The organism is Paenibacillus stellifer (assembly GCF_000758685.1).
GTDB lineage: Bacteria > Bacillota > Bacilli > Paenibacillales > Paenibacillaceae > Paenibacillus_AQ > Paenibacillus_AQ stellifer.
In genome coordinates this window covers 1,635,579-1,656,576 of the sequence record NZ_CP009286.1, presented here as the reverse complement: position 1 = coordinate 1,656,576, position 20,998 = coordinate 1,635,579, and the positions used below count along the sequence as shown (strand labels likewise).

At 54.9% G+C, this 20,998-nt stretch carries 15 protein-coding genes; 1 reads left to right on the top strand and 14 read right to left on the bottom strand.

Translation table 11 applies throughout. The features are described from left to right. The first annotated feature begins 70 nt into the window (after positions 1 to 70). Positions 71 to 1,162: a DNA recombination protein RmuC gene (locus PSTEL_RS07505; RefSeq protein ID WP_245625100.1), complete on the top strand. Its 1,092-nt coding sequence runs from the start codon at positions 71 to 73 to the stop codon at positions 1,160 to 1,162. 158 nt (positions 1,163 to 1,320) lie between these two features. Here PSTEL_RS07505 and PSTEL_RS07500 read toward each other — a convergent pair whose 3' ends face one another. The 14 genes from PSTEL_RS07500 to PSTEL_RS07435 form a co-directional block, all read right to left on the bottom strand. Next, positions 1,321 to 2,493: an aminotransferase-like domain-containing protein gene (locus PSTEL_RS07500; RefSeq protein ID WP_038694494.1), complete on the bottom strand. Its 1,173-nt coding sequence runs from the start codon at positions 2,491 to 2,493 to the stop codon at positions 1,321 to 1,323. A gap of 93 nt (positions 2,494 to 2,586) precedes the next feature. Continuing rightward, positions 2,587 to 3,474: a hypothetical protein gene (locus tag PSTEL_RS07495; protein WP_038694492.1), complete on the bottom strand. Its 888-nt coding sequence runs from the start codon at positions 3,472 to 3,474 to the stop codon at positions 2,587 to 2,589. Between the two features lie 482 nt (positions 3,475 to 3,956). Next, entirely contained in the window at positions 3,957 to 5,321 is a 1,365-nt protein-coding gene (locus PSTEL_RS07490; RefSeq protein ID WP_038694491.1) for a nitrogenase component 1, read from the bottom strand. Between the two features lie 31 nt (positions 5,322 to 5,352). After that, the gene (locus tag PSTEL_RS07485) at positions 5,353 to 6,882 is read right to left on the bottom strand and encodes a nitrogenase component 1 (protein WP_038694489.1); all 1,530 of its coding nucleotides are present in this window, start codon (positions 6,880 to 6,882) and stop codon (positions 5,353 to 5,355) included. Between the two features lie 259 nt (positions 6,883 to 7,141). Next, positions 7,142 to 8,344, bottom strand: coding sequence for an MFS transporter (locus PSTEL_RS07480; RefSeq protein WP_038694488.1), 1,203 nt, complete (start codon positions 8,342 to 8,344; stop codon positions 7,142 to 7,144). 159 nt (positions 8,345 to 8,503) lie between these two features. Further along, positions 8,504 to 8,977 carry a MarR family transcriptional regulator gene (locus PSTEL_RS07475; RefSeq protein WP_038694487.1) on the bottom strand — a complete coding sequence of 158 codons (474 nt, stop codon included), beginning with the start codon at positions 8,975 to 8,977 and terminating at the stop codon, positions 8,504 to 8,506. Between the two features lie 251 nt (positions 8,978 to 9,228). Next, a complete protein-coding gene (locus tag PSTEL_RS07470) occupies positions 9,229 to 10,035 on the bottom strand; it encodes a hypothetical protein (protein ID WP_038694486.1) in 807 nt (268 codons plus the stop codon). A 175-nt stretch (positions 10,036 to 10,210) separates the two neighbouring features. Continuing rightward, positions 10,211 to 12,337 carry a 3-keto-alpha-glucoside-1,2-lyase-like domain-containing protein gene (locus PSTEL_RS07465; RefSeq protein WP_038694485.1) on the bottom strand — a complete coding sequence of 709 codons (2,127 nt, stop codon included), beginning with the start codon at positions 12,335 to 12,337 and terminating at the stop codon, positions 10,211 to 10,213. Positions 12,338 to 12,465: 128 nt separating this feature from the next. Beyond that, positions 12,466 to 14,043, bottom strand: coding sequence for a response regulator transcription factor (locus PSTEL_RS07460; RefSeq protein WP_038694484.1), 1,578 nt, complete (start codon positions 14,041 to 14,043; stop codon positions 12,466 to 12,468). Further along, positions 14,021 to 15,766, bottom strand: coding sequence for a sensor histidine kinase (locus tag PSTEL_RS07455; protein ID WP_038694483.1), 1,746 nt, complete (start codon positions 15,764 to 15,766; stop codon positions 14,021 to 14,023). Before PSTEL_RS07455 ends, PSTEL_RS07460 begins: the two co-directional genes overlap by 23 nt. Before the next feature lie 345 nt (positions 15,767 to 16,111). Beyond that, entirely contained in the window at positions 16,112 to 17,470 is a 1,359-nt protein-coding gene (locus tag PSTEL_RS07450; RefSeq protein ID WP_052098260.1) for an ABC transporter substrate-binding protein, read from the bottom strand. A 154-nt stretch (positions 17,471 to 17,624) separates the two neighbouring features. After that, positions 17,625 to 18,461, bottom strand: a complete 837-nt coding sequence (locus PSTEL_RS07445; RefSeq protein ID WP_038694482.1) for a carbohydrate ABC transporter permease — start codon at positions 18,459 to 18,461, stop codon at positions 17,625 to 17,627. A gap of 54 nt (positions 18,462 to 18,515) precedes the next feature. Further along, on the bottom strand, positions 18,516 to 19,460 hold the full coding sequence (locus PSTEL_RS07440; RefSeq protein WP_038694480.1) for a carbohydrate ABC transporter permease: 945 nt from the start codon (positions 19,458 to 19,460) through the stop codon (positions 18,516 to 18,518). Further along, positions 19,457 to 20,812: an FAD-dependent oxidoreductase gene (locus tag PSTEL_RS07435; protein ID WP_245625099.1), complete on the bottom strand. Its 1,356-nt coding sequence runs from the start codon at positions 20,810 to 20,812 to the stop codon at positions 19,457 to 19,459. The genes PSTEL_RS07440 and PSTEL_RS07435 overlap by 4 nt, the downstream gene beginning before the upstream one ends. Positions 20,813 to 20,998 lie beyond the last annotated feature (186 nt).

Sequence of the window (20,998 nt, the reverse complement as noted above, 5' to 3'; positions counted from 1 at the left end):
AGATGAGCTGAGTTCACGATTAGAAGGATTCAGCAACTCGCAGCTTAATTTGCTGACGAAATTGTCAGGAATGCAGAAACAGGAGCTCGTGACTACACTGAAGACGTTCAACGAAACGCTCAGCAGCAAAGTGGCGGATCTTTCAGCACTGTTGAAGAGCGACATGAAGCATAATGAAGAACGCATAGACAAGCTGCGGGAGCGGGTAGAGGATCAGCTGAGACTGCTCCGTGAAGATAACCGCGGCCAGCTGGAACAGATGCGCGCTACGGTGGACGAGAAGCTTCAGAATACACTTGAGACACGCCTTGGTGAATCTTTCAAGCTAGTAAGCGAACGGTTGGAGCAGGTACATAAGGGTCTGGGAGAAATGCAGTCATTAGCCACGGGCGTTGGCGATCTGAAAAAGGTGCTGTCCAATGTGAAGACACGCGGCAATTGGGGGGAGATCCAGCTCGGGAACCTGCTTGAGCAGACCCTGACAGCCGAGCAGTATGAAGCGAACGTTGCTACACGGAAAGGATCGGCGGACCGCGTGGAGTTTGCGATCAAGCTGCCGTCCAAGACAAACGATGAGCAGTTTATCTGGATGCCCATTGATTCGAAGTTTCCGCTGGAGGATTATCAGCGACTGATTGAGGCGCAGGAAGCGGGAGATGTTGTGGCTGCAGGCGAGTCGGTAAGCAAGCTTGAACAGCGCATCAAGCTTGAGGCGAAGACGATTAAAGCCAAGTACATAGATCCCCCGCATACGACGGATTTTGCCGTTATGTTCCTGCCGACGGAGGGCTTGTACGCGGAAGTTTTGCGGCGGCCTGGCCTTGCCGATACACTCCAACGTGAATATCGCGTCACACTGGCTGGCCCGACTACACTCGCTGCCCTGCTCAACAGCCTGCAAATGGGCTTCCGCACACTTGCGATCGAGAAGCGGTCCAGCGATGTCTGGCAGCTCCTCGGCGCGGTCAAGACGGAGTTTGGCACATTCGGCGGCATTCTTGATAAAACCTATAAGAAACTTCAGGAAGCGAGCAATACCATCGAAACCGCTTCACGCAAAACACGCACGATAGAGCGGAAGCTCCGGTCTGTTCAAGAGCTTCCTTCGAACGAATCCATCCAGTTAATCGGACATATGGAACCGGATGAAGAGCTTGCGTAGGTTGGCACACCGGTCCTTGAACCGAACAGCAATAATCAAAAAAGAGAAACCCAACGTCTCAAATACATGGGTTTCTCTTCTTCTTATCTCGCTTCATTAAGACGCCCCCGGCATTCCTGCCGAAGGCGTCTTCGTACTCTTGCACAGGCGGCCGCTTCTTATACGGTGCCTAATATTTTGATGCCCTCCACGATTTGCTCATCGGAAGGCGTGGAGTAATTCAGCCGGAACGAGTTGCACGGCTCCTGTGTATCGATCAGGAAGGCTGTGCCCGGAACAACCGCCACTCCCTTGGCAGCGGCCTGCTTGCAGTACTCCAGCATCGGTCTGTCCGCCGGCAGATCGCACCACAGGAACAGTCCGCCGTCCGGATGGGTGAACGTAATCGACGAATCCATGTATTGTTCCAGGCTGTTAATCATCAGTTCGCTCTTTCGCCGGTAAACCTCGCGGATCAGCTTGATGTGGCCCTCATAATCGTATTCCGTCATGAATTTATATGCCAGCAGCTGCGGGAGCATCGCCGTATGTACGTCTTCCCCCTGCTTCGCTACCACCATCTTCTGAACGACCTCCGAAGGCGCCAGAACAAACCCGAGGCGCAGCCCGGGGGACAGTATTTTGGAGAAGGAGCCTACATAAATGACCAGCCCTTCATCATCCAGCGACTTGATCGTCGGTATATCCTCGCCTTTGAATCTAAGCTCACCGTACGGGTTGTCTTCCAGAATCAACACCCCGTACTTCCGGGCCAGCTCGTAAATGGCTTTCCGCTTCTCCAGGCTTGTCGTGATGCCCGTCGGGTTCTGGAAGCTTGGGATCAAATACAGAAGCTTGACGTTCTTCTCCGTCTTCAGCGCATGCTCCAGTTGTTCGATATTCAGCCCGTCAGGCTCCATCGGAACTCCGACCAGTCTGGCTCCCGCAGAACGGAAGGAATTCAGGGAGCCGATAAAGCTGGGACTTTCACAGATGATGGCATCGCCTTCGTTGCACAGCACTTTACAGGCCAGCTCGATTCCCTGCTGGGCGCCGGAGACAATGATCAATTCATCCGATTCCCGTCCGGCATTATGGCTCTCCTGCAGCTGTTTCTTTAATACCTGGCGAAGCGGCTCATATCCTTCCGTTATGCCATATTGCAGAGCGGCTACGGGGTTCTCCTCCAGAATCGTCTGCGTAAAAGAGCGGATGGCCTGGGCCGGGAAGGTCTCGACCGCCGGGTTCCCCGCCGAGAAGGGAATGACATTCTGCCCTGAGCTGGCTTTCAGAATTTCACGAATGATGGATGGCTGAAGCGCCGCAAAGCGGTTCGAAAATACATAATCCATTTCTTAATGCCTCCAAGTTTGAGCTATACCCAAATTTTTAACCGTATTTAACAATCACCTTAACATGATCTGTACGCTTAAAACAATCAAATGTTATGGACTGTCCACCGTGAAACTGCCGAACATCCGCGTTCGGGTGAACCGCTGTTTGTCTACGGCGTAGCCGGATATGTCAAACTCCTCATACAGCTGCGGCAGCTTGCCGATGGATTCCTTGACCTTGACCAGATAGAGGCGGCCGACAGGAGGCGCGCCCAGTCTGTCTCCGGGGCTGGATTCAGAGGCGCGCTCGTAGACAGGCGCTGCGGATAGCGAGATAAGCCCCGTATCCCCGGCGGCGACCGCTTCCTCAATCGCCTTCCTGACACCCTGTTCAGTCCACACTCTGAGCATCCATGCGTCCTGATTCGTAACGGCGGCTATATGAGCTGGAAGGCTCGGGACCGCCTGTGCGTTGCCGGCAAGTACCTTGTCCGGCACGGCGGCGGCTTGGGCATCGGACGAAGACAGCAGCAGCATAATGGACGCGGCCATGCCTATGTCTTTGACCGTCATCTGCCGGATTTCCGCCAAGGAGATATTCGTCAGGAGCGGCGTGACATAAGCCATGTTCCTCGGGCCGAGCCCCATCATCTTATACTGAACCTGAAGCAGACCGGCGGTTCCGCTCATCCTTGCCCTCGCCGGCAGCTCATGCACCTGCTGATAATAGCGTGCATCGCCGCATAGGAAATACCGCTCTCCAGGCTTGCCGATGAACCGGGAGTACATGGCGCCCCGAATTCCGTCCCTGCTGCCGCTCAGTTCATCAGCGACCGTCTCCCACCGCAGCTTGAGCAGGGGAACCTTGAATAAGTCGATAATGATGGGCACCTCGGCGATTTTCTCGCCGAACTCCCGCGATTCCGGAGAATTCCCGAAATATTCGCTCGGAGCGAAGCACACGCTTTTAAAGAGCAGAGTAGTGGCGGTTCCCGTCAAATCTCCAACACCTCCATAAACGGTACAGGATGTGTACGCAGTCATAATCGGGCCATGCCATAATTGAAGAAGCCTGCGCCAACAAGCCAGAAAGTGAAGGACAACGGCGCTGTGCTTGCAGTATGCGGTACAATTGTACTCAAACTCAACATGTACAATGTTTTATTTGGCAGAAGAAATTAGAAATTGCTAGGGAGAGTGTATTCGCGAGAATAATGGTGCATAGCCGTGCTTCCTCCGGGAGGCTCCGTAGGAAGCAGCGGCTTGCTTGAGGTGGGGCAAGCGTTAGGAAAGTGCAATATTGCGAAGAATCTGCGGGAGAAGCAGACGTACTGCAGGGGGAACCGGCATCTCTAACCGGACAGCCGGGCCACGCCGCAGACTGCGGGAGAAGCGGGCAGGAGCCATTGGACTTGGAAGGGCCGACTTACTGCGACCCTGCCCGGCCGGTTCCGGTTCCATCAGCAGTGCCATGACGGGAGCTATGCGCTGGCGCTTATAGCGGTAGTGAATATTTTCTCAAGAAGCTGCAATGCGCCTCTGTATCCGATGTAGCTTTTGTTCAGAACGACTTCATAGGACGCCGGAAATCCGACCTCGACGATGTTGCCCTTCAGCGCCTTGGCTGTGTCTCTTTCCCATGTCGTTCCAAAAATAATCGGGGGCTTATGCCCGAAATCAGTCTCTCTCAATAGTTTGCCAACGATATAGCCGTCTTCCACAAAATCGACCGTGGTGGCGACGTCATGAGCGAGCTGCTGATATTGCTCTGCGATGGCTTCCCGATATTTTTCCGGCGCATTGTCAGTGATGATTTGTCTTTTGGGAATTAAGCCGAGCTGGTTCACCAGAAACTTGTTCAAGGCCAGATTGTACGTGCTGTCCCCGACTACGGCATAGGTTGCCGGCAAGCCCCACCAATATTCCGCATAGAAATCATTGAAATGCTCCAGATAATAATAGTACTCTTGTTCTTCCTGCTCGATAAAAGATTCGGCCGTAGCTGGATCAATGCCCGCGTATCCAACAACCTCTCTAATAAAGTCGGCAGTCTGCTGCGCACCGATCGGCAGCACCGGGATGTGCAAATACGGCTGATTGTACTTTTGTTCCAGATGCTTGGCTGTCTTCAGCCCGAGCCATGGCGAGACGACCAGATTGAACTGTGCATGCGGGATCGTCTTCCACTCCTCGACGCCGCCCGATTTGCCGCCGAACAAAATGTTGACCCTGAACCCGGCCCCCTCCAGAATTCGCTTCAGCTCGGTCAAGTCCCCGCGCCAAAATGTATTCTGATACGGCAGCTCCGACCAGACATTGATCAGCCCTTTTTCCTTGTGATCCTTGTCAATCGCATATTTATCCACGTATTGATCAATGATGGCTGACGCTATGATCTCATGGCCGATGAAGTTATTGCCCTTAAACCCGCCGGTTTCGGCATACACAATGGGCACTCCCTGCTTCTGGTATTTACTGACGACCGCTCCGACATCATCCCCGACCAATTCTCCGATGCACCCGTTCAGCACAACGAACAGGTCGCCCTCTATGATCTTAAGCGTGGATTTGATTAATTCATCCAGACGCTTCTCGCCGCCGAACACGACTTCACGCTCACCGGCATTGACACTTGGCGAGACTGAGCCTCCCGAATACCCGCTGCCCTGGAAGCCGTTGTAAAAAGCCAGGCTCGTATATTGCTTGTCCATGCAGCCCGGTCCACAGTGCCCGATGGGAACGGCGCCCGGAATGGATACGACGCTGTACAGGGCGCCGACGGCACAGCCGTAGCGCACCTGATTGATTGAATTGGTCTGCCCGTGCTCATTTTTGGTAACAGCCATGGTAGTCTCCTTTTCAATAAGAAATCGTGGTCTACGCGTCGATCAATTCCGGGTGCTTGGAGAGAATGTATGGATCTTGTTGATCAAGCCACCACTGCTTGTAGGGGAGCTTAGCGTGCTTTTTCAAATCATCGTGAAATTTCTTGTGGGCAAGAATGTCCAGAATGGCTTCACCGAGATTAACGATGCCATCATAGCCGATCGCGACATGTTCATCGCCCAGCGGGGCTGCTGGAATTCCGAGCTTGGAAGCCAGCGGCGCAAGACCGTTATGCCGGATCAGGATAAAATCAGGCTTGACCTCCTGCAGCAGACCGTAGAATTGATACTGCTGTCTGTTGCTCACATTGAACGACGGGACCTCCCCGTAATTCTCAATCAGGTGCCCCAATGAATCCTCCCGCGAATCGCCGCTGTCATAGACGGGATCATGGTGGAACACAAGCGAGCCGTCAACCTGAATATCCAGCTCTCTCAGCACTTGAATCAGTCCGTGGGCATAAGCGGAGCCTGTGGCGACGTAACCTTTTAAACCTTGCAGCTTCTTCTTGAGCTCGGCGATCTTCGGCTTCACTCTGGCGTGTTCCTTCGCGATGTACTGCTCGACAAGCTCTTCCCGATGGGTAACTCTGCCGAGCTCGCGAAGCCATTCATCAGTTCCGGCGAATCCGTAGGGCATCGGAGCTTTGACTTCGGGCACGCCGAATTCCTGCTCCAGCGCCGCCGCCATATACGAAGAGAGCGTGTAGCAGAAGCCTACGGTCGCCGCCGCTTCAGACAGCTGCTCCAGATCGGAGACGGAAGCCATGTCCACCACATAATTGACTCTTAAATTCAGCTCTTTGAACATCGGGGTAAAAATATCCGAACCCCAGAGGCTGATAACGTTGACGAGATCCTCCTGCTTTTTCGTGCTTTTTTTCACAATCTGCCGCAGGATGCCGTGTTGGGTCGCGTCAAAGCCCGTGCTCCAATGCTTCGACCGGAATCCTTCACAGAACAGAGGAATGACGGGAATCCCCAGCTCCTCCTGCTTCTTCTTGGCAACACTTTCGATATCTTCGCCTATGATCCCGGTAGGGCAAGAGGTGCCTATGAAAATGGCTTTGGGCGAATACCTTTCCCAGGCATCGTCGATGGATTGCTTAAGCTTGCCAAGCGCGCCGAACACCATATCCGTCTCCTGCAGGTTCGTATTGATGATCCGGATATTTTCGACCTTATGGCCTCTCATGGCCAATCCGTTGCGGTAGATTGAATTGTAAGGAACTTGTCCGGCGCCGCAGCCGATCGGCGAATGCTGGATCAGCACCGCATCTCTGACATTGCCTGCCTGGCATTCAACCATTTGCTCACTGCACACCGAGCCTTGGGTGAACGGCCCTTTGGCTTCGCACAGCCGGCATCCATCCTTATTGGTCTTGGTCTTGCATCCGCTTCCTCTTCGCTGATAGCCTGATTGTGTGTGCAGATCCGATGCTGTTCCGTTCCAGGCGATGATAGTGCCGAGCCGCCGCTCGCGATTTTGAACTTCAGTCATCTTCAAATTGATCTTGCCCATTCGCTATCCACCCTCTCTTATCCCTTGTAACGCCGGTGATCTGTAATGGCAGCATTGCAGCAAACATAGTTAAATATCATACTAAATAGCTAGGAATTATATGTAATGACCAAAGTATATATTTGCGTTCTAAATCTGTCAATATATTCAATGGCTTATTTTGTAAGGTGAAAAAGTCCGGCCATTGCCGGTTGTGAAACCTGCTGCAGACGGTGGACCATGAGCCATGACTCTGGAAAAATCAACGTAAAGTACGTATTCACTCCCTTACCTGCGTCCCCTTATACAGAACGGGTATTGCCGCTGCTATAAGGATCATCCCCATAACAGCGGGCGCCGCATGACCCAGTGATACATAGATTTGACCTCCAAGGATAGGCCCGATTATTCGTGCCAAAGCCTGAATCGATTGGCTGCCTCCTTGAATTCTTCCTTGTTCGCTGGATTCGGCGGACTTGGAGACCATCCCATTGAATGAAGGCCCGAAGATCGAATCGCCAAATCCAAAGATGAACATGCCGGCAATAACAAGCGGATAGAATGAGAACAAGGCAGACAGCGCAATAAGACCGTAGCCTATAATCTCCGAAACCATTCCAAGAATGGCGATCTGTCCATCGCGGAGTTTTTTCAATAGCTGGGGCATTATAACACCTTGTGAAATGATGTCTTGAACCCCCATAATCGAGAACATAAGTCCGATCAGCGCAGGCGCCCAATTGAAAGTATCCAGTGTAAATTGTGAAAAAACGGCCTGCAGCGATCCGTTGGGTATCCAAAGCAAGAACGCTGAGATAAGCAGTCGTTTTAAAGTTTTTACGGAAAGTACGTTCACCAGCTGTGTAAATGGATTCAGCCTCACCAAGGTGATTTTCTTCAGCCGCTTATTCTTGTCAAGGCTCTCGGACATAAAAAAGTATCCAAAGATAACATTCAACAAGGTGACTGCTGCTGCGGCATACATGGGTACAGAGTAACCAAACTTGGCAAGCAATCCGCCTACGGTGGGTCCAATGGCGGAGCCTACACCTACAACCGCACTCATCCACCCGAAGTATTTGGTGCGCTGTTCGCCGGGAGTGATGTCGGCAAAATAGGCGAAGAGAGTGCTTATGACCCCGCCTGCTATACCCTCTATTATGCGTCCGGCAAACAACACCCATAGAGCTCCTCCCAGGCCAAAAACGAAGTACCCGATTGCCGAACCCAACAGGCATATTAACAGCATAGGACGACGGCCATATCGGTCGCTCAAAGCCCCAAGCCCGGGGGCTGCAAAAAACACGCAGAATGCATAAACAGAGGTCAGCAGCGTAACCACCACGGCTTGATTTCCCGGATTGGTATAAGGCTGCACTAAGAATGGAACGACAGGTGCAATGATGCTGAAGCCTATTCCGCACAGAAACACAGACATAAGACCGAATATTAAAGCCTTTCTATCTACAGTTTGTATGAACATTTAATTCTCCCCTCAAAGGTTGTGATTTTATTTTGTTTCCTCGGAAACATATTTATATTATCGCCATTTTGTTTCCTCGTCAACAAAAAACAGCAATAAAAAAGCAGCCCGTTCTCAATAGAGCCCGGCTGCCTGTGGTTTGATTCCCATTATTCACCTTTATTCCGACTTCGCATCTAAACCCTGTTTCTTGATTTCTGCATCCAAATGCCTGCTATACCTATCCATGAAGCGAAGCATGCTGTCAAATTGCTCCTCGGTTACCTGCTCAAATACGGCTTTATCCCGCTCTTGAAATTCCTTGTGCAGCTCCTCATGGACTTTGTTAACTACTTCCCCCTGCTCCGTAAGCCTGAAATAGATTTCTTTCTTGTTATCCGGCTTCTGGTAGCTTTCGATCAAGCCTTTTTCCATGAGCTTCTTCGTTATTTTACTTATGGCGCTTCTCGTCATATAGAAAGACTCCGCCAGTTTGGTCACGTTGGAATCTGCATTTCGTCCAATGTATTCGATGCAATGCACTTCAGAAGGCTTATGGCCCTTAAGACTGTCTTCCATCTTGATTTTATTAAGCCAAACCATCTTGTTGAATAAGTCCCTGAAGCCCGATATGACCTGATCTTCTTTGTTCATGGCCTGTCCTCCCGCACGGAAAAAGAAATTACGTTAATTATCCCTAGTATATTCATTATAAGCAACGTGTAAAAATAAACCATAACCACTCCTTATCGGAGTCTTCCCGAAGATATTGCCGAATCTGATCTCATCAAAAAAGCCGTCCCCCGCAGGCAGGGAGACGGCTTGAAGATGTTCATGCTGACGTAGCGGCATCCGGCCTCCCGCCTGTTGACAGGACAGCAATCTGTTGTGGTCAGGCAAGCCCGTCAGTCTGCCGACAGCCTGCCGTACAGGGCGGGATTTAACCGGACCTCGGCTTTGGCCGCCTCCCCCTCCAGCCACGCCTCATAGCGGCCCTCGTCCAGCAGCTTGCCGGAAGAGTCCCCTTCGTCCCGGGCTAACCGCTCCCGCAGCGCAAGCTCCAGATTGGCGAGCATATACCGGTAATAGATCCGCTCGCTGTACTGCTGCGGGCCGTAAATCGGCTCGCCGCTGCGGAGGCGGCTGTTCCGCAGCCTGTTCTCCGCGTCAAGGCGCGACAGGAACGCCTCGTAGCCGATGTCCTGCACAATGCCGGCCTTCCTGGCGGCAATCTCCTGAACCTTGACCCGTATCAGAAGATGCAGCGTCTTCTCCTTCAACAGGTCAAGCGGTGTCCGGCCTCCAATATCGGAAGCCCAGAAATTCCGGGACGCCGGGTCAGCCCCCTTCTCCGCCGCTTCGGCAACAGCCTCGCCCCGCAGCTCCAGCATGCGGGTCTTGAACTCCCCGTACGCCACCGGCTCACCGTTCACCCAGGCGACGGGTGTGAACATTTCGGCCTCCCGCATAACAACAACACCGCCGTTGACGGCAGCCCGATCCGGGGCAGCGCGGCCCGTGACTGACCAATCCGCAGAATGCTCGGACGCCGAACAAGCAGATAGCGGTATCGACAGCATTAATAATAATATAATCGTTGTTAGAAGAACTTTTATATACGTATTCCGTTTCAGGCGAAGAAGAAGGAATTTGCGGATTCTGCCAGAGCGGACCGGCTTGCGTCCGTCATTCGCCGAAGTTCCGGCACACATGATTCATCCCTCCCTTTAGGGCCTGCTGCAGCTTGCCGCGCGTTGCATGACGATGCTCCAGCAATCAGGCGTTGAAGGCGTTGAACTGTCTCTCGGCATCAATTCGGAACTATTCGGGATCTATATGGTGTCTATTCGGCATCCATACGGCATCAATAAGCCAACTGTCAGGCCGCTACTGTGTCACCCGCACATTATCGAACGACGCCATCCCGGAGTGAACGCGCAGGCCAATTTTGCCGGACGCCAGCTCCGTACCGCTTCCAGTCCAGGACAGCACCTCTGTGCCATTCACCGATCCCGTGATGGACGCCCCCTGTACCTTCGCCTTCAGTCTGTATACCTGATTGGGGTCAACCGTGACAGGCGTACTGGCAAGCAGCTGGAGCTGGCCTCCTGTCTTCTTGTACAGATCAGCCGTGCTGCCCGTGTCGTTCAGCCGGAACATATAGAAGTTGTTGGCATCCTGATAGCGGAACAAAATGCCGCCGTTGCCCCCCAGCTTCTTGATCTTCACGTCTGCTTCAAGCGTGTAGTCAGTCCAGGTTGTATTTCCGGCCGACGCAATGGATTCGCCATAAAGGGCGTTCTGGGCGAAGACGAGCGAATCTTCGGACGCAACGGTCCAGGTCCCTCCGGTTACCGCCCAGTCATTCGCATTGCCGTCCTCGAAGTCGTCCTGGAACAGCGCTGAGCCGTTTGGATCGCTTCCGGCTCCTCCCGGTGCTTCATACACGCCGATATCCGGCGAGCCGCTGTACAGCGGGTTGCCGAAGAAGTCCACGCCGCCATTCCCTTCAACTGCGGCTCCCGCGTTAATGGCCGGCGAGTTATTGGCCACCTTGTAGGCCTGGGCGGTGTCCAGGCCGGACGCGCCGCCGCCGTTCTCGAACAGCGGATCGCCCACAACCTTGCCGGGATCATTCGGCACATTCGAGTTAGCGCCGTAGAACAGATTGTTTCTGTACGTTGTAAAGGAACTATTCGCATAGGTCCCACCGGACGCATTATAGAAAATATTATTGCTGTAGTAGGTCATCCCGGATGTGCTGGTCCCGGTCAGGCTCGACGTGCCCCCGCTGTCGCGGTAGATGACATTGTTGTAGATATAGAGACTGCCGCCGCCCGGCCGCAAATGAAAAGCCCCGAAGGCGTCATAATCGTTCTGGCTGATATTGTAGCGGAACGTGTTGTTGTTCGTGCTGTCCATAACGAGCAGGGCTCCGCCTTCATTGTGATGGCTGAGGTTGTATTGGTAGATGCTGTCCGTTACCCGGATGTCGAAGTCCCAGGCTTGACCGTCCCCTTGCAGTACCTTGGTATTGAATGCTTCATTATGCTGGAAGACAGCTCCGCTCGTGTAATAGGCCCACTGCGCCGCAACATAGCCGATATGATCCAGGTAACTAACCACCGAGGTATCCACATCACAGCTGACGCCGATTTCGTTCGTCGTATTATATTCAATCAGCGGCGAGACACTGGCACGGACGAGAATGCCGTCCCGGTGAATCTTCTCCACGTAGTTGCCGCGAATGATCAAATTAGTGAATGCATTGAATTTATGGGCCCAGGAGCTGTTCGCGAAGGCGTCAGTCATCACCTGGATGCCGGTATCCGCCACATTGATTACCGTGTTGTTCTCAATCAGCACATCGTCCCAGGTGCTCTCGGGATCGGTGTTTGCCCCGCGCGCATGAAAGTTGATGCCGCCGGTTCTCCGGTCTGTGCCGAATACGTCATGGATGTCGTTGCCTTTGATGTAGATATGCTTGAACGCCCCCGCCCCTGTCCCTTCACCGACGACCAGAATGCCGCTTCGGCGCATGTCGGTCGAGAACTGTCCGCTTGTAATTTCCAGGTTGTTGATTTCCCAGTACGACACATTCTTGAGCCGGACGCCGAACCCCTCGCCGCCCACAGCTGTATTGCCGAAGTTAATGAGTGGTTTGGGCCCCGCTCCATATTGATCAACAACGATCGGGCTACCCTCCGCACCCGAGCCCTTCAGATCCAGATAGGCGTTGTTCCACACCCCTCCCGCCTTGAGCAGAATGCGGTCGCCGGGCTGAAATTCCACGGAATTCACCTTGCTCAGCGAATTCCAGGGACTGGCTTCGCTGGTGCCGCTGTTCGAGTCGCTGCCTCCAGTGGAATCCACATAATAGGTAGTGCCCGCTGCCTCCGCCCGCCCTGCCGGAATAAGGCCGAATGGAGCGAGAATTAGCGCAAACATAAGCGGCAGAAGCATAAACTTCTTAATATGCAGAAGCATAAACCACTCTATAGTAAACGCTTTCATTTTTATTCCTCCTGTTAGCCTCGTGCTTGAGGAACGGGCAGTCCGGTCCTGTTAAGTGCCGGTGCCTTATGCCTTCGCGGAACTGCCTTTCGCTTCTCAAGTTCGGGCTTATTCTGTGGAACCCCATTCTACGCGTTCTTGAATTCGCTGGGGCTCTTGCCGCTGTATTTCTTGAAGACTTTGGAGAAATAGGCCCGGTCCGAGAAACCGAGCGTATAGGCCACATTCTCGACAGTCTCATTCTCCCGCCGGAGCATGGAGATGGCCATGTCGACTTTGAAGCGGTTCACATAATCCGTAAATTTCATGCCGGACAGCCGTTTGAAATAACGGGAGAAATAGCTGGGGTTCAAATACAGATGCTCCGCCATATCGACCGAAGTAATCATCCGGTCGGCATGCTGTCTCAAGTAATCGTCGATCGCCTGCAGCCGGGTGTCCTTCTCCCGTTCGCTGATCGGCGTGAGCGACTGCCGCCGCCACAGCTTCCGCAGCTCCCGCTTCGTCAGCTGCGCCGCTTCCTCCACATGGAGAGCCCGGCTTAAGTGATGGAAGAACGCTTCCTCCACCGCGCCGTTCGTCTCCGAAGCCATACTGCGGACGCAGTCGGCGCAGGCTTCCTTGAGCAGCCGGGGCGACCATCTCTCGTCCCCCGCATGCTGCTGCAGCTTGCCGACGGCAAGATTAATCCATGCGGCGTTCTCCTCCTCAATCGCCAGCGTAAGCATGGATTTCTCCTTCCCCGGCTTCGATTCCGGAGCTGAGCGATAATCCTGATCGGGCTTCAGCATGACTGCCGGCCCGGGCGGGTCATAGAAGCCGTGGTCGCGCCGCTCGGCCAACTGCTTATAAGCGCGGGCGAAATCACGAACCGGGAACGCCTCCGGGGCGTAGAAGCCGCGAACGGTGACCTTCAGATACTGCTCCGCTTTCTCGCATACCGTCTCCATGTAGCGGATCAGCCCGTCTCTCGGAGCGGCCGGATCTTCGGCATTCCACAGCAGATAGATGCCGTTCTCCCCATCCATCAGCGCAGTGATCGGCTCGGGACCTGCGGACAGCTCGGACGCAATATTCCCGGCGGCGAAATGAAGCAGCGGCGCATCCTCATACCGGTACCTTGACAGCAGAGAAGCGGCGTCGATATGGAGAAAGCCGTGAACCAGAAACGGCTTCCTCCAGGATATGCCAAGCCGTTCGCCGAGCAGCCGAATATGATCCCATTTTCCGCTGCCCGAGAGCAATTGATTCAGGAAATTTCGCTTGAGCACCCCCCGGTTGCGCTCAATCGCCTGCTGGAACGAATAGCGCTCCAGCAGCGCCCGGCGTTCACCGAACCGATCCATCGCCTTAAGGATGCTGGTCTTCAGCTGCTCCGGAGTGAGCTCATCCTTGATGAGATAATCGTCGGCTTCCAGTTGAATCGCCCGCTTCGAATAATGAAAGTCCTCATAGCAGGTCAGGAAGATCAGCCGCACCTCCGGCTTCATCAGCCGGAACGCCTCCGCCAGCTCCAGGCCGTCCATACCGGGCAGCCCGATATCGACGATGGCCAAATCAGGCAGATGTTCATGGAACAGCTCCAGCGCCGCCCCGCTGCCGGAAGCGGACGCGACATGCTCCAGTTCCAGACCCGGCTGTTCCAGCAGAAACTTCACATAGTCGAGCATAGGCACGTCGTCATCAATCAGCATGACCGTCATCATGCGAAGAACCCTCCTTGCTGTTGGTCACCGGAATGCAGAAGGTAAAGATCATCCCGCCGCCCGGATTGGCGGCCGCCGTCAAGCGCGACCGGAAGCCGTACAGCACCTGAAGCCGGCGCGCGGTATTCACGAGCCCCACGCCTTTTTCGGGCTGCGGCGCTTCCTGCTCCGCGCCCAGGAGACGGCGGTTCAGCCGCTTGACGGCCTCTTCGTCCATTCCCCGGCCGTTGTCGGTTATGCTGATTTCGAGCATACCGCCGCTTACAGAAGAGCTGAGCCCGATCCAGGGCCGCTCGGGTCTTGCCGAGAAGCCGTGGGCGATCGCATTCTCGACCACGGGCTGCAGCAGGAGCCTCGGCAGCTCAAGCTCCTCTGTCCCCGGCTCAAGGAAGTATTCGAAAGCGATGTCCAGCCGGTTGCGGATCTGCATGACCTGCACATAGCTGCCGAGAAAGGCGCATTCTTCGGACAGCTTCAGCGGCTTGTCGGCATGGACGTAAGCACGCTGCAGCTTCATCAGCGCATCGAGCATCGCGCTATGGACCGAATCGCCGGACATGAGCAGATTGACCTTGATCGAATTCAGCGTGTTGAGCAGAAAATGCGGGCGGATCTGTGCCGACAGCGCCCGAAGCTCAAGCCTCCGCCGCTCTTCCTGCTCGCTCTCCACCCGGTGAAGCAGCTCGTCGATATCCTCCAGCATCTGGTTGAAGACGAGCGAGAGAACGGCCACTTCATCCTTGCCCTTCACCGGAATCCGCACATCCCGGTTGCCGCCGACATACTGCTTGACGCTGGCGCGCAGCAGGCGGATCGGCTCGTTCATATATCTTGCCCAGAACATGGACAGCACCAGAAACGCTACGAAGAAGACAATGACGATCGAGAGCGACACGAGGAATTCCCGGTTGATCTGACCGTCTATGGAACTTCGCGGAAGCTCGCTGGCAAGCAGCCAGCCGGTTCTTGCAATCCGCACCTCGCTGCGCAGCGGCTTGCCCGATACGGCTGCCTCGCTTCCCCGGCTTACGGCGATCATGTCCCCGGAGGAGTTCTCCAGGGACAGGACGATGGAGGCATTGCCCGTATCCAGCAAATGCTCGAAATAATGCCGGGGGATGCCGATGAACAGCGTACCCAGCTTCTCGTGATTTCGCGGATCGATAATGAAGCGTGCGGCATAGCAGTACTCCGGAACGGGGCCGCTCTCCCGGTACAGGAACCACTGAAGCACGGTCTCTTCGCCGGGGTCCAGCTTGCCGGTATCCTGAAGGAAGCGGTCCGAGACCCTTGAGAAGACCGGACGATTCAGACTGCTCATAATAATCCGGTCTTTCCGGTTGACGATCATAATCTCAAGGTCTGCGTCGAGCGCTTGAACGGTGAGTATGCCGCTGATTGATTTCAATTTGGCTTGGTGGATGTAGGACCCGTAATCTCCGAAGCTCTCGGCGGTCGTCAGGTAACGCAGGCTGTTCAGAACTTCAGGATCATAGGTTTCGGAGAGATAGAGGGATGCGAAGGAGATGGTGTCGATCGTTTTTTCAATCTGATTGGCGATGACGGTGATCGTCTCTTCATTGGTTCGAAGAATCTTGTCGCTTACGTTCTGCCTGACGGATTGATAAGACCACAGGGTAACAGCGGTGAAGGGCAGCAGAATCAGGGCAAGGAACGAGAACTGCAGCCTTCGGTAATAAGAGAAACGGCTCAGCCATTGCATAGCGGGTCATCCTTATCCCAGTAATCGTCCGGATAGAGTAATTGTTCGGGTATCCTAGTTGTTAGGATATGAAGTAGATCAGCTTATATATACTCCATATAAACCGTTATGGTCATCATGATTGATAATCCGTATAAAATGTTTCCCGTGATAAGCGCCCGGCTTATACATGCTTACATTTGCAAACAGCCGGCTTAGCCGCTCTCCTCAGGCAGCACATTCAGTATTTACGGCTGGCGCCGCCTTCCATTTGCCTGATCTTGCCCGGTACAGAAATCCGGCCATCTCCGCAGCCCTTCAGCTTTTTTGCAAAAGCCCCTGATCACGCCTGTTCAAATCATCCGTCTACTTGTTGTTGGCCGCAACCACTTTCTCGGTTTCCGCCGTCATTTCCGCCTTGACCTGATCGAAGTCCCGATTGTCCAGCATATAGCTTGCGAAGCCATTCTCGACGATCGTCTTCAACTGGCTGCCGTACGGTACGGTGAAACTGCCCTCCGGCATTTTGTTGCGGCTGTCAAAGAGAGTGTTTGCGAGCGAATCGATGTCGATCAGATTCTGGTTCTCGCTGAAGAACTCTTGCAGGAGCGCTTTGCCGTCGACTTTTTTCAGGGATGGAATCTCCTTCGTGTATTTGTAGGCTTCCTTCGTCATCCAGCGGATGAAATCGTAAGCCGCCTGCTTGTGCTGCGATTTGGCGCCAACCGCCAGACCGCCGCCGGAAATGTTCGTCATCCCGACATCCTTGGCATCCACGGAACGGGGAAGCGGTGCATACACCATCTGGAAGTCATGCGGGAACTTCTCTAGATTGAGGCCTGCCCGGACTGCATAGCTCGGAACGGCCAACATGCTGGCTTTGCCGGCAAAAAACTGCTGAAGCACATGATAGTTCGAGGCCAGCACGTCGGCATAAGGCTCTACGCTCTTGTCTTCTTTTTCCATCGCGCGGCGGAGATTGAAGAAGTAACGGAAGGACGGATCGTCATAGATCGGCTTGAGGCTTGCGTCCAGCTGCGGGTTCGGATGCTCGGAGTAGGCGATAATATTCGCGTATTCGCCCCAGGTGTGGAAATAGGTGCCGTAATGGTCCTTGGTCGTCAGCTTTTTGGCATATTCGCGGAAATCATCCCAGGTCCAGCCCATCTCCGGCAGCTTCAGTCCGGCCTCGTCTAGCTGCTGCTTGTTGAAGACCGTGAACCACAGCGTGGAGGAATTCATCAGTCCGTACACTTTGTCATCCAGCTTGAGAACCTTGAAGTATTCGTCCTCCGGTTTGACGCCCTCTGCTTCAAAGTACGGATTCAGCGGCTCCACAACGCCCCGCGAGGCCCGTTCCAGCAGTTCTTCCTCATTCCCTGTCATGAAAGCGTCTACAACTTCACCCCCGGCAACGAGCACATCGAGCTTCTTCAGGAACTCCGTACTGTCGCTGTTCTGGACAAGCGAGACATACTCCACTTCCACTTTATCCTGAGACTTGTTGTACGCCTCAACGGCCTGGAATGTCGGTTCCTCGGGCTTGCTTGACTTGAAGGTGTAAAATTTGATCTTCTCTTTCTCCGCAGGCGCTTTGGTTTGGCTGGCTGCCGTTGGTTCGGCGTCTTTGCCGCCATTCGCGGCTGGCGCGCTCCCGTTATTGCCACATGCGCTGACTGTGAACATCAGCAGCAGGCCGGCCATCCATAATGCAGGCTTCTTCATGCGACTTCCCCCTCCCAATTGGTGGATACGCTTTCATTATACAGCCGGAGTACCGCCCTCACCGTGTACAGTCTTGACGATGATGGCGTAGATATTTTTGACTTTGCACCCGAGCAGCAGATGTTCAAGACGTACTTTTGGATACATGGCTCCTTCATCCCTTGACCCCCCCGATGGAAATGCCTTTGATGACCTGCTTCTGAAGCACCAGGAACAGCACGAGCAGCGGAATAATCGCCGCAAGCGAAGCCATCATCATCACCGAAATCGTAGTGCCGAACTCCTCCTTGAAGAACTGCATGCCGAGCGGAATCGTATACAGGTTGGTGGAATTCAGCATGATCAGCGGCCCCTGGTAATCGTTCCAGGTCCAGATGAATTTGATGATTCCGACAGTGGCCAGGATAGGACGGCTGAGCGGCAGCATGACGCTCCAGAAGATCCGGAAGAATCCCGCACCATCGAGTTCGGCCGCTTCCAGCAGGTCGTTATGCACCCCGAGCATGAACTGCCGCAGCAGGAAGGTGAAGTAGCTGGAGAACATGCCCATCAGAATGAGCGCTGCATGCGTGTCGTACAGGCCGAACTCCTTGATCATGATATAGCGGGGAACGAGCGTCGCCTGCTCCGGGATCATCATGAAGGCCATCATCGCGCCGAAGACGAGCCCTTTGCCCTTGAACTCCAGCTTGGACAGCGCATAGCCCGCCATGGCGGAAATGAGTAGCGTTGCCAGCGTGGAGATCAGGGCGATTTTGATCGAGTTCCAGTAGAAGAGGCCGAAGGAGACATCCCCCATCCAGATCGTCTTGAAGTTTTGCACAAAATGCCATTCTTTCGGAATCCACTGGATCGGGAACGTCCAGACCTCCTTCTCCGTCTTCGACGCCGCAGAGATCATCCAGACGAGCGGCAGCAGGAAGAAGATCGAGATGATGCCAAACAGTGCGGTCAGCACCGCATTGCCCAGCTTGAATGTTCGTGTCGTCATGGGCGCCAAGTCCTTTCTTGTGCTGTAGTTGGCTGTATTGGGCTGTATTTGCCTTTAATAGTGGACCTTCCGGCTCTGCGTTATCCAGGTCACGGAGGTCACGAGCATGATAAGCAGGAAGAGAATCCAGCTCATGGCGGAAGCATAGCCCATCCTGAAGTTCTGAAACCCCTCCTCGTAAATCTGGTAGACGATAACCGTGCTGGAGTAATTGGGCCCGCCGTCCGTCAGAAACTTGATCATATCGAACACCTTGAAGGATGAAATCGTGCTTGTAATCGCCAGAAAAAAAGTCGTCGGCCCCAGCAGCGGCAGCGTAATCCGCCGGAACTGCTGAATGCCGCTCGCCCCGTCAATTCTCGCGGCCTCGTACAGCTCATCCGGAATATTGGACATTCCCGCCAGAAAAATGATGATCTGATAGCCGAGCAGCTGCCAAATATAGATGATCATGATGGCAACCAGCGACCAGCTCGTGTCCACGAGCCAGCGCGGCGGCTCTGAAATGCCCAGATGGATCAGCATCTGGTTGAGCGGGCCTTTCGAGGGATGATAGAGCGCCGACCATACCGCCGCGACCGCGACCGTCGAGCAAATATACGGAACGAAGAAGGCCGCTTTGAAATAATCCTTGAAGTAGAGCTTCTTGTGGATGACCGCCGCCAGGACGACGCCGATCAGCATCGTCGCCGGCACGGTCCCGGCTGTGAAGCCGATGTTGTTCTTCAGCGCATGTAGGAAACGGTTATCCTGAAACAGCTCGGCGAAGTTATCCAGTCCGACGAAATGGATGGCGGACAACCCGCCGACCAGATTCCATTCCGTCAGGCTGAGCCCCAGGCTGAAGAGAAGCGGGAACACGGCAAGGACGAGCATGCCGAGCACTTCGGGCGCGATGAACAGCCAGCCGGCCAGCTGTTCGCGCCGCCGGCGCGTCCAGTACGTCCGCTTCTCCTTACGTGACGCAAGCCGCTTCTGAACCGTTGCATGCTGGCTCATCGTACTCCCCCCTGTTCGTTCACGGCTGCGGACAGCTCCGGCAGGTAGGCGCCTTCCTCACGCAGGCGCCGCCGCAGCCGGGAGACGTCGACCCGATGCACGTCTCCGCCCCCAGAGGCGGCATGCGACGCAGCCATGCCGGCGGCTTCGCCCATAGCGAGGCAGACCGGCATCACGCGGACGCTGCCGAGCACCTGGCGCTCGCAGGAGATGGAGCGGCCGGCCACAAGCACGTTGCGAAGGCCCCGGGGCGTCAGGCAGCGGTACGGGATGCCGTGCGATTCGCCCGGGCCGTAAAGCGTGACCGTCTGCGAGGACCCCGCCTCGCTCTTCTCCTCCTTCTCGGTGCCATGCACATCGATGAAGTAGCTGTTGCGGCAGATTTCGTCCTCGAAGCTGCGCCGGGAGACGTAATCGTCCACCGTCAGCACATAGTCGCCGATAATCCGCCGGGACTCGCGGGTGCCCATCAAGGTGCCAGTGCTGGCGACATAAGCGCCCGCAAAGGCCGCCGGGTGAATGTCACCCAGCATGTCCAGATAGTCCGAGGCCATCTTCCGGCCCCGGATCAGCGCCTTGGAGACGGAACGGGGGTCCGTATTGTCCACGCCCCATAGATGACCGGCATTGAAGCCGACAGCGCGCGGTGCAATCTGATTGTTGCACAGATGCGTGTCCGGTACGCCCGGATACCGGCCGGAAGCCACCGCTTCATGAATCGGGCTGTGCGGATTTTCCTTGTGCAGGAGCGGCCCGTTCAAATACGCATAATCATCGACATTGCCGAGGATGAAGCAGTGGGTCGCCGGCTGAAGATCGCCGCTAGCGCCGTCTCCCTTCCGGACTTCGGCCCCTGCCCAGGCGGCCAGGTCGCCGTCGCCCGTACAGTCCACATAGACCTGTGCCCGGTACGCCTGCAGCCCGCCTTTATTCAGAACGACAATGACCGTGATATTCCCCTGTTCATCGGTCTCCACATCAGCCAGCGAAGTCAGAAACAGCACATCCGCTCCGGCCTCCGTAACGAGCTCGTCGTAGACCACCTTCAGCTTCTCCGGCTCGATCGGCACCCAATCCATCGCATCCGGCTTCACATGGGGCATCCGTGACTTCAGCGTCTCGAACACCTTCTGCGCCAATCCGCGGTAGACCAGCTTCTCCTTGTCCGAGAAGGGGCACCAGGCGGGAACAAGCGCCGATGTCCCCATTCCGCCGAGGCCGGAAGTTCCTTCGATCAGCAGCGTCTTCGCCCCCTCCCGCGCGGCCGATGCCGCTGCGGTGCAGCCCGCCGGTCCGCCTCCGATGACGATCACATCATAGGAAGCGTCCAACAGAATTTCTCTGCTCTTCAATCTGTAGCTCTCCATGTCAGCCCTCGCTTTCCCGGCGGGTCCGCCGCGCCCTGACGCAGTCCGCCGCTTGATTTCGACCTCATTATAGCAACTGGAGGCGCGAAATACGGTATAGGTCTCATACCGGTTGGCGTGTATTATTTTGACATCGGCCGCAGCGTGGGGGGGCCGAGGGCTGTTGCGCGG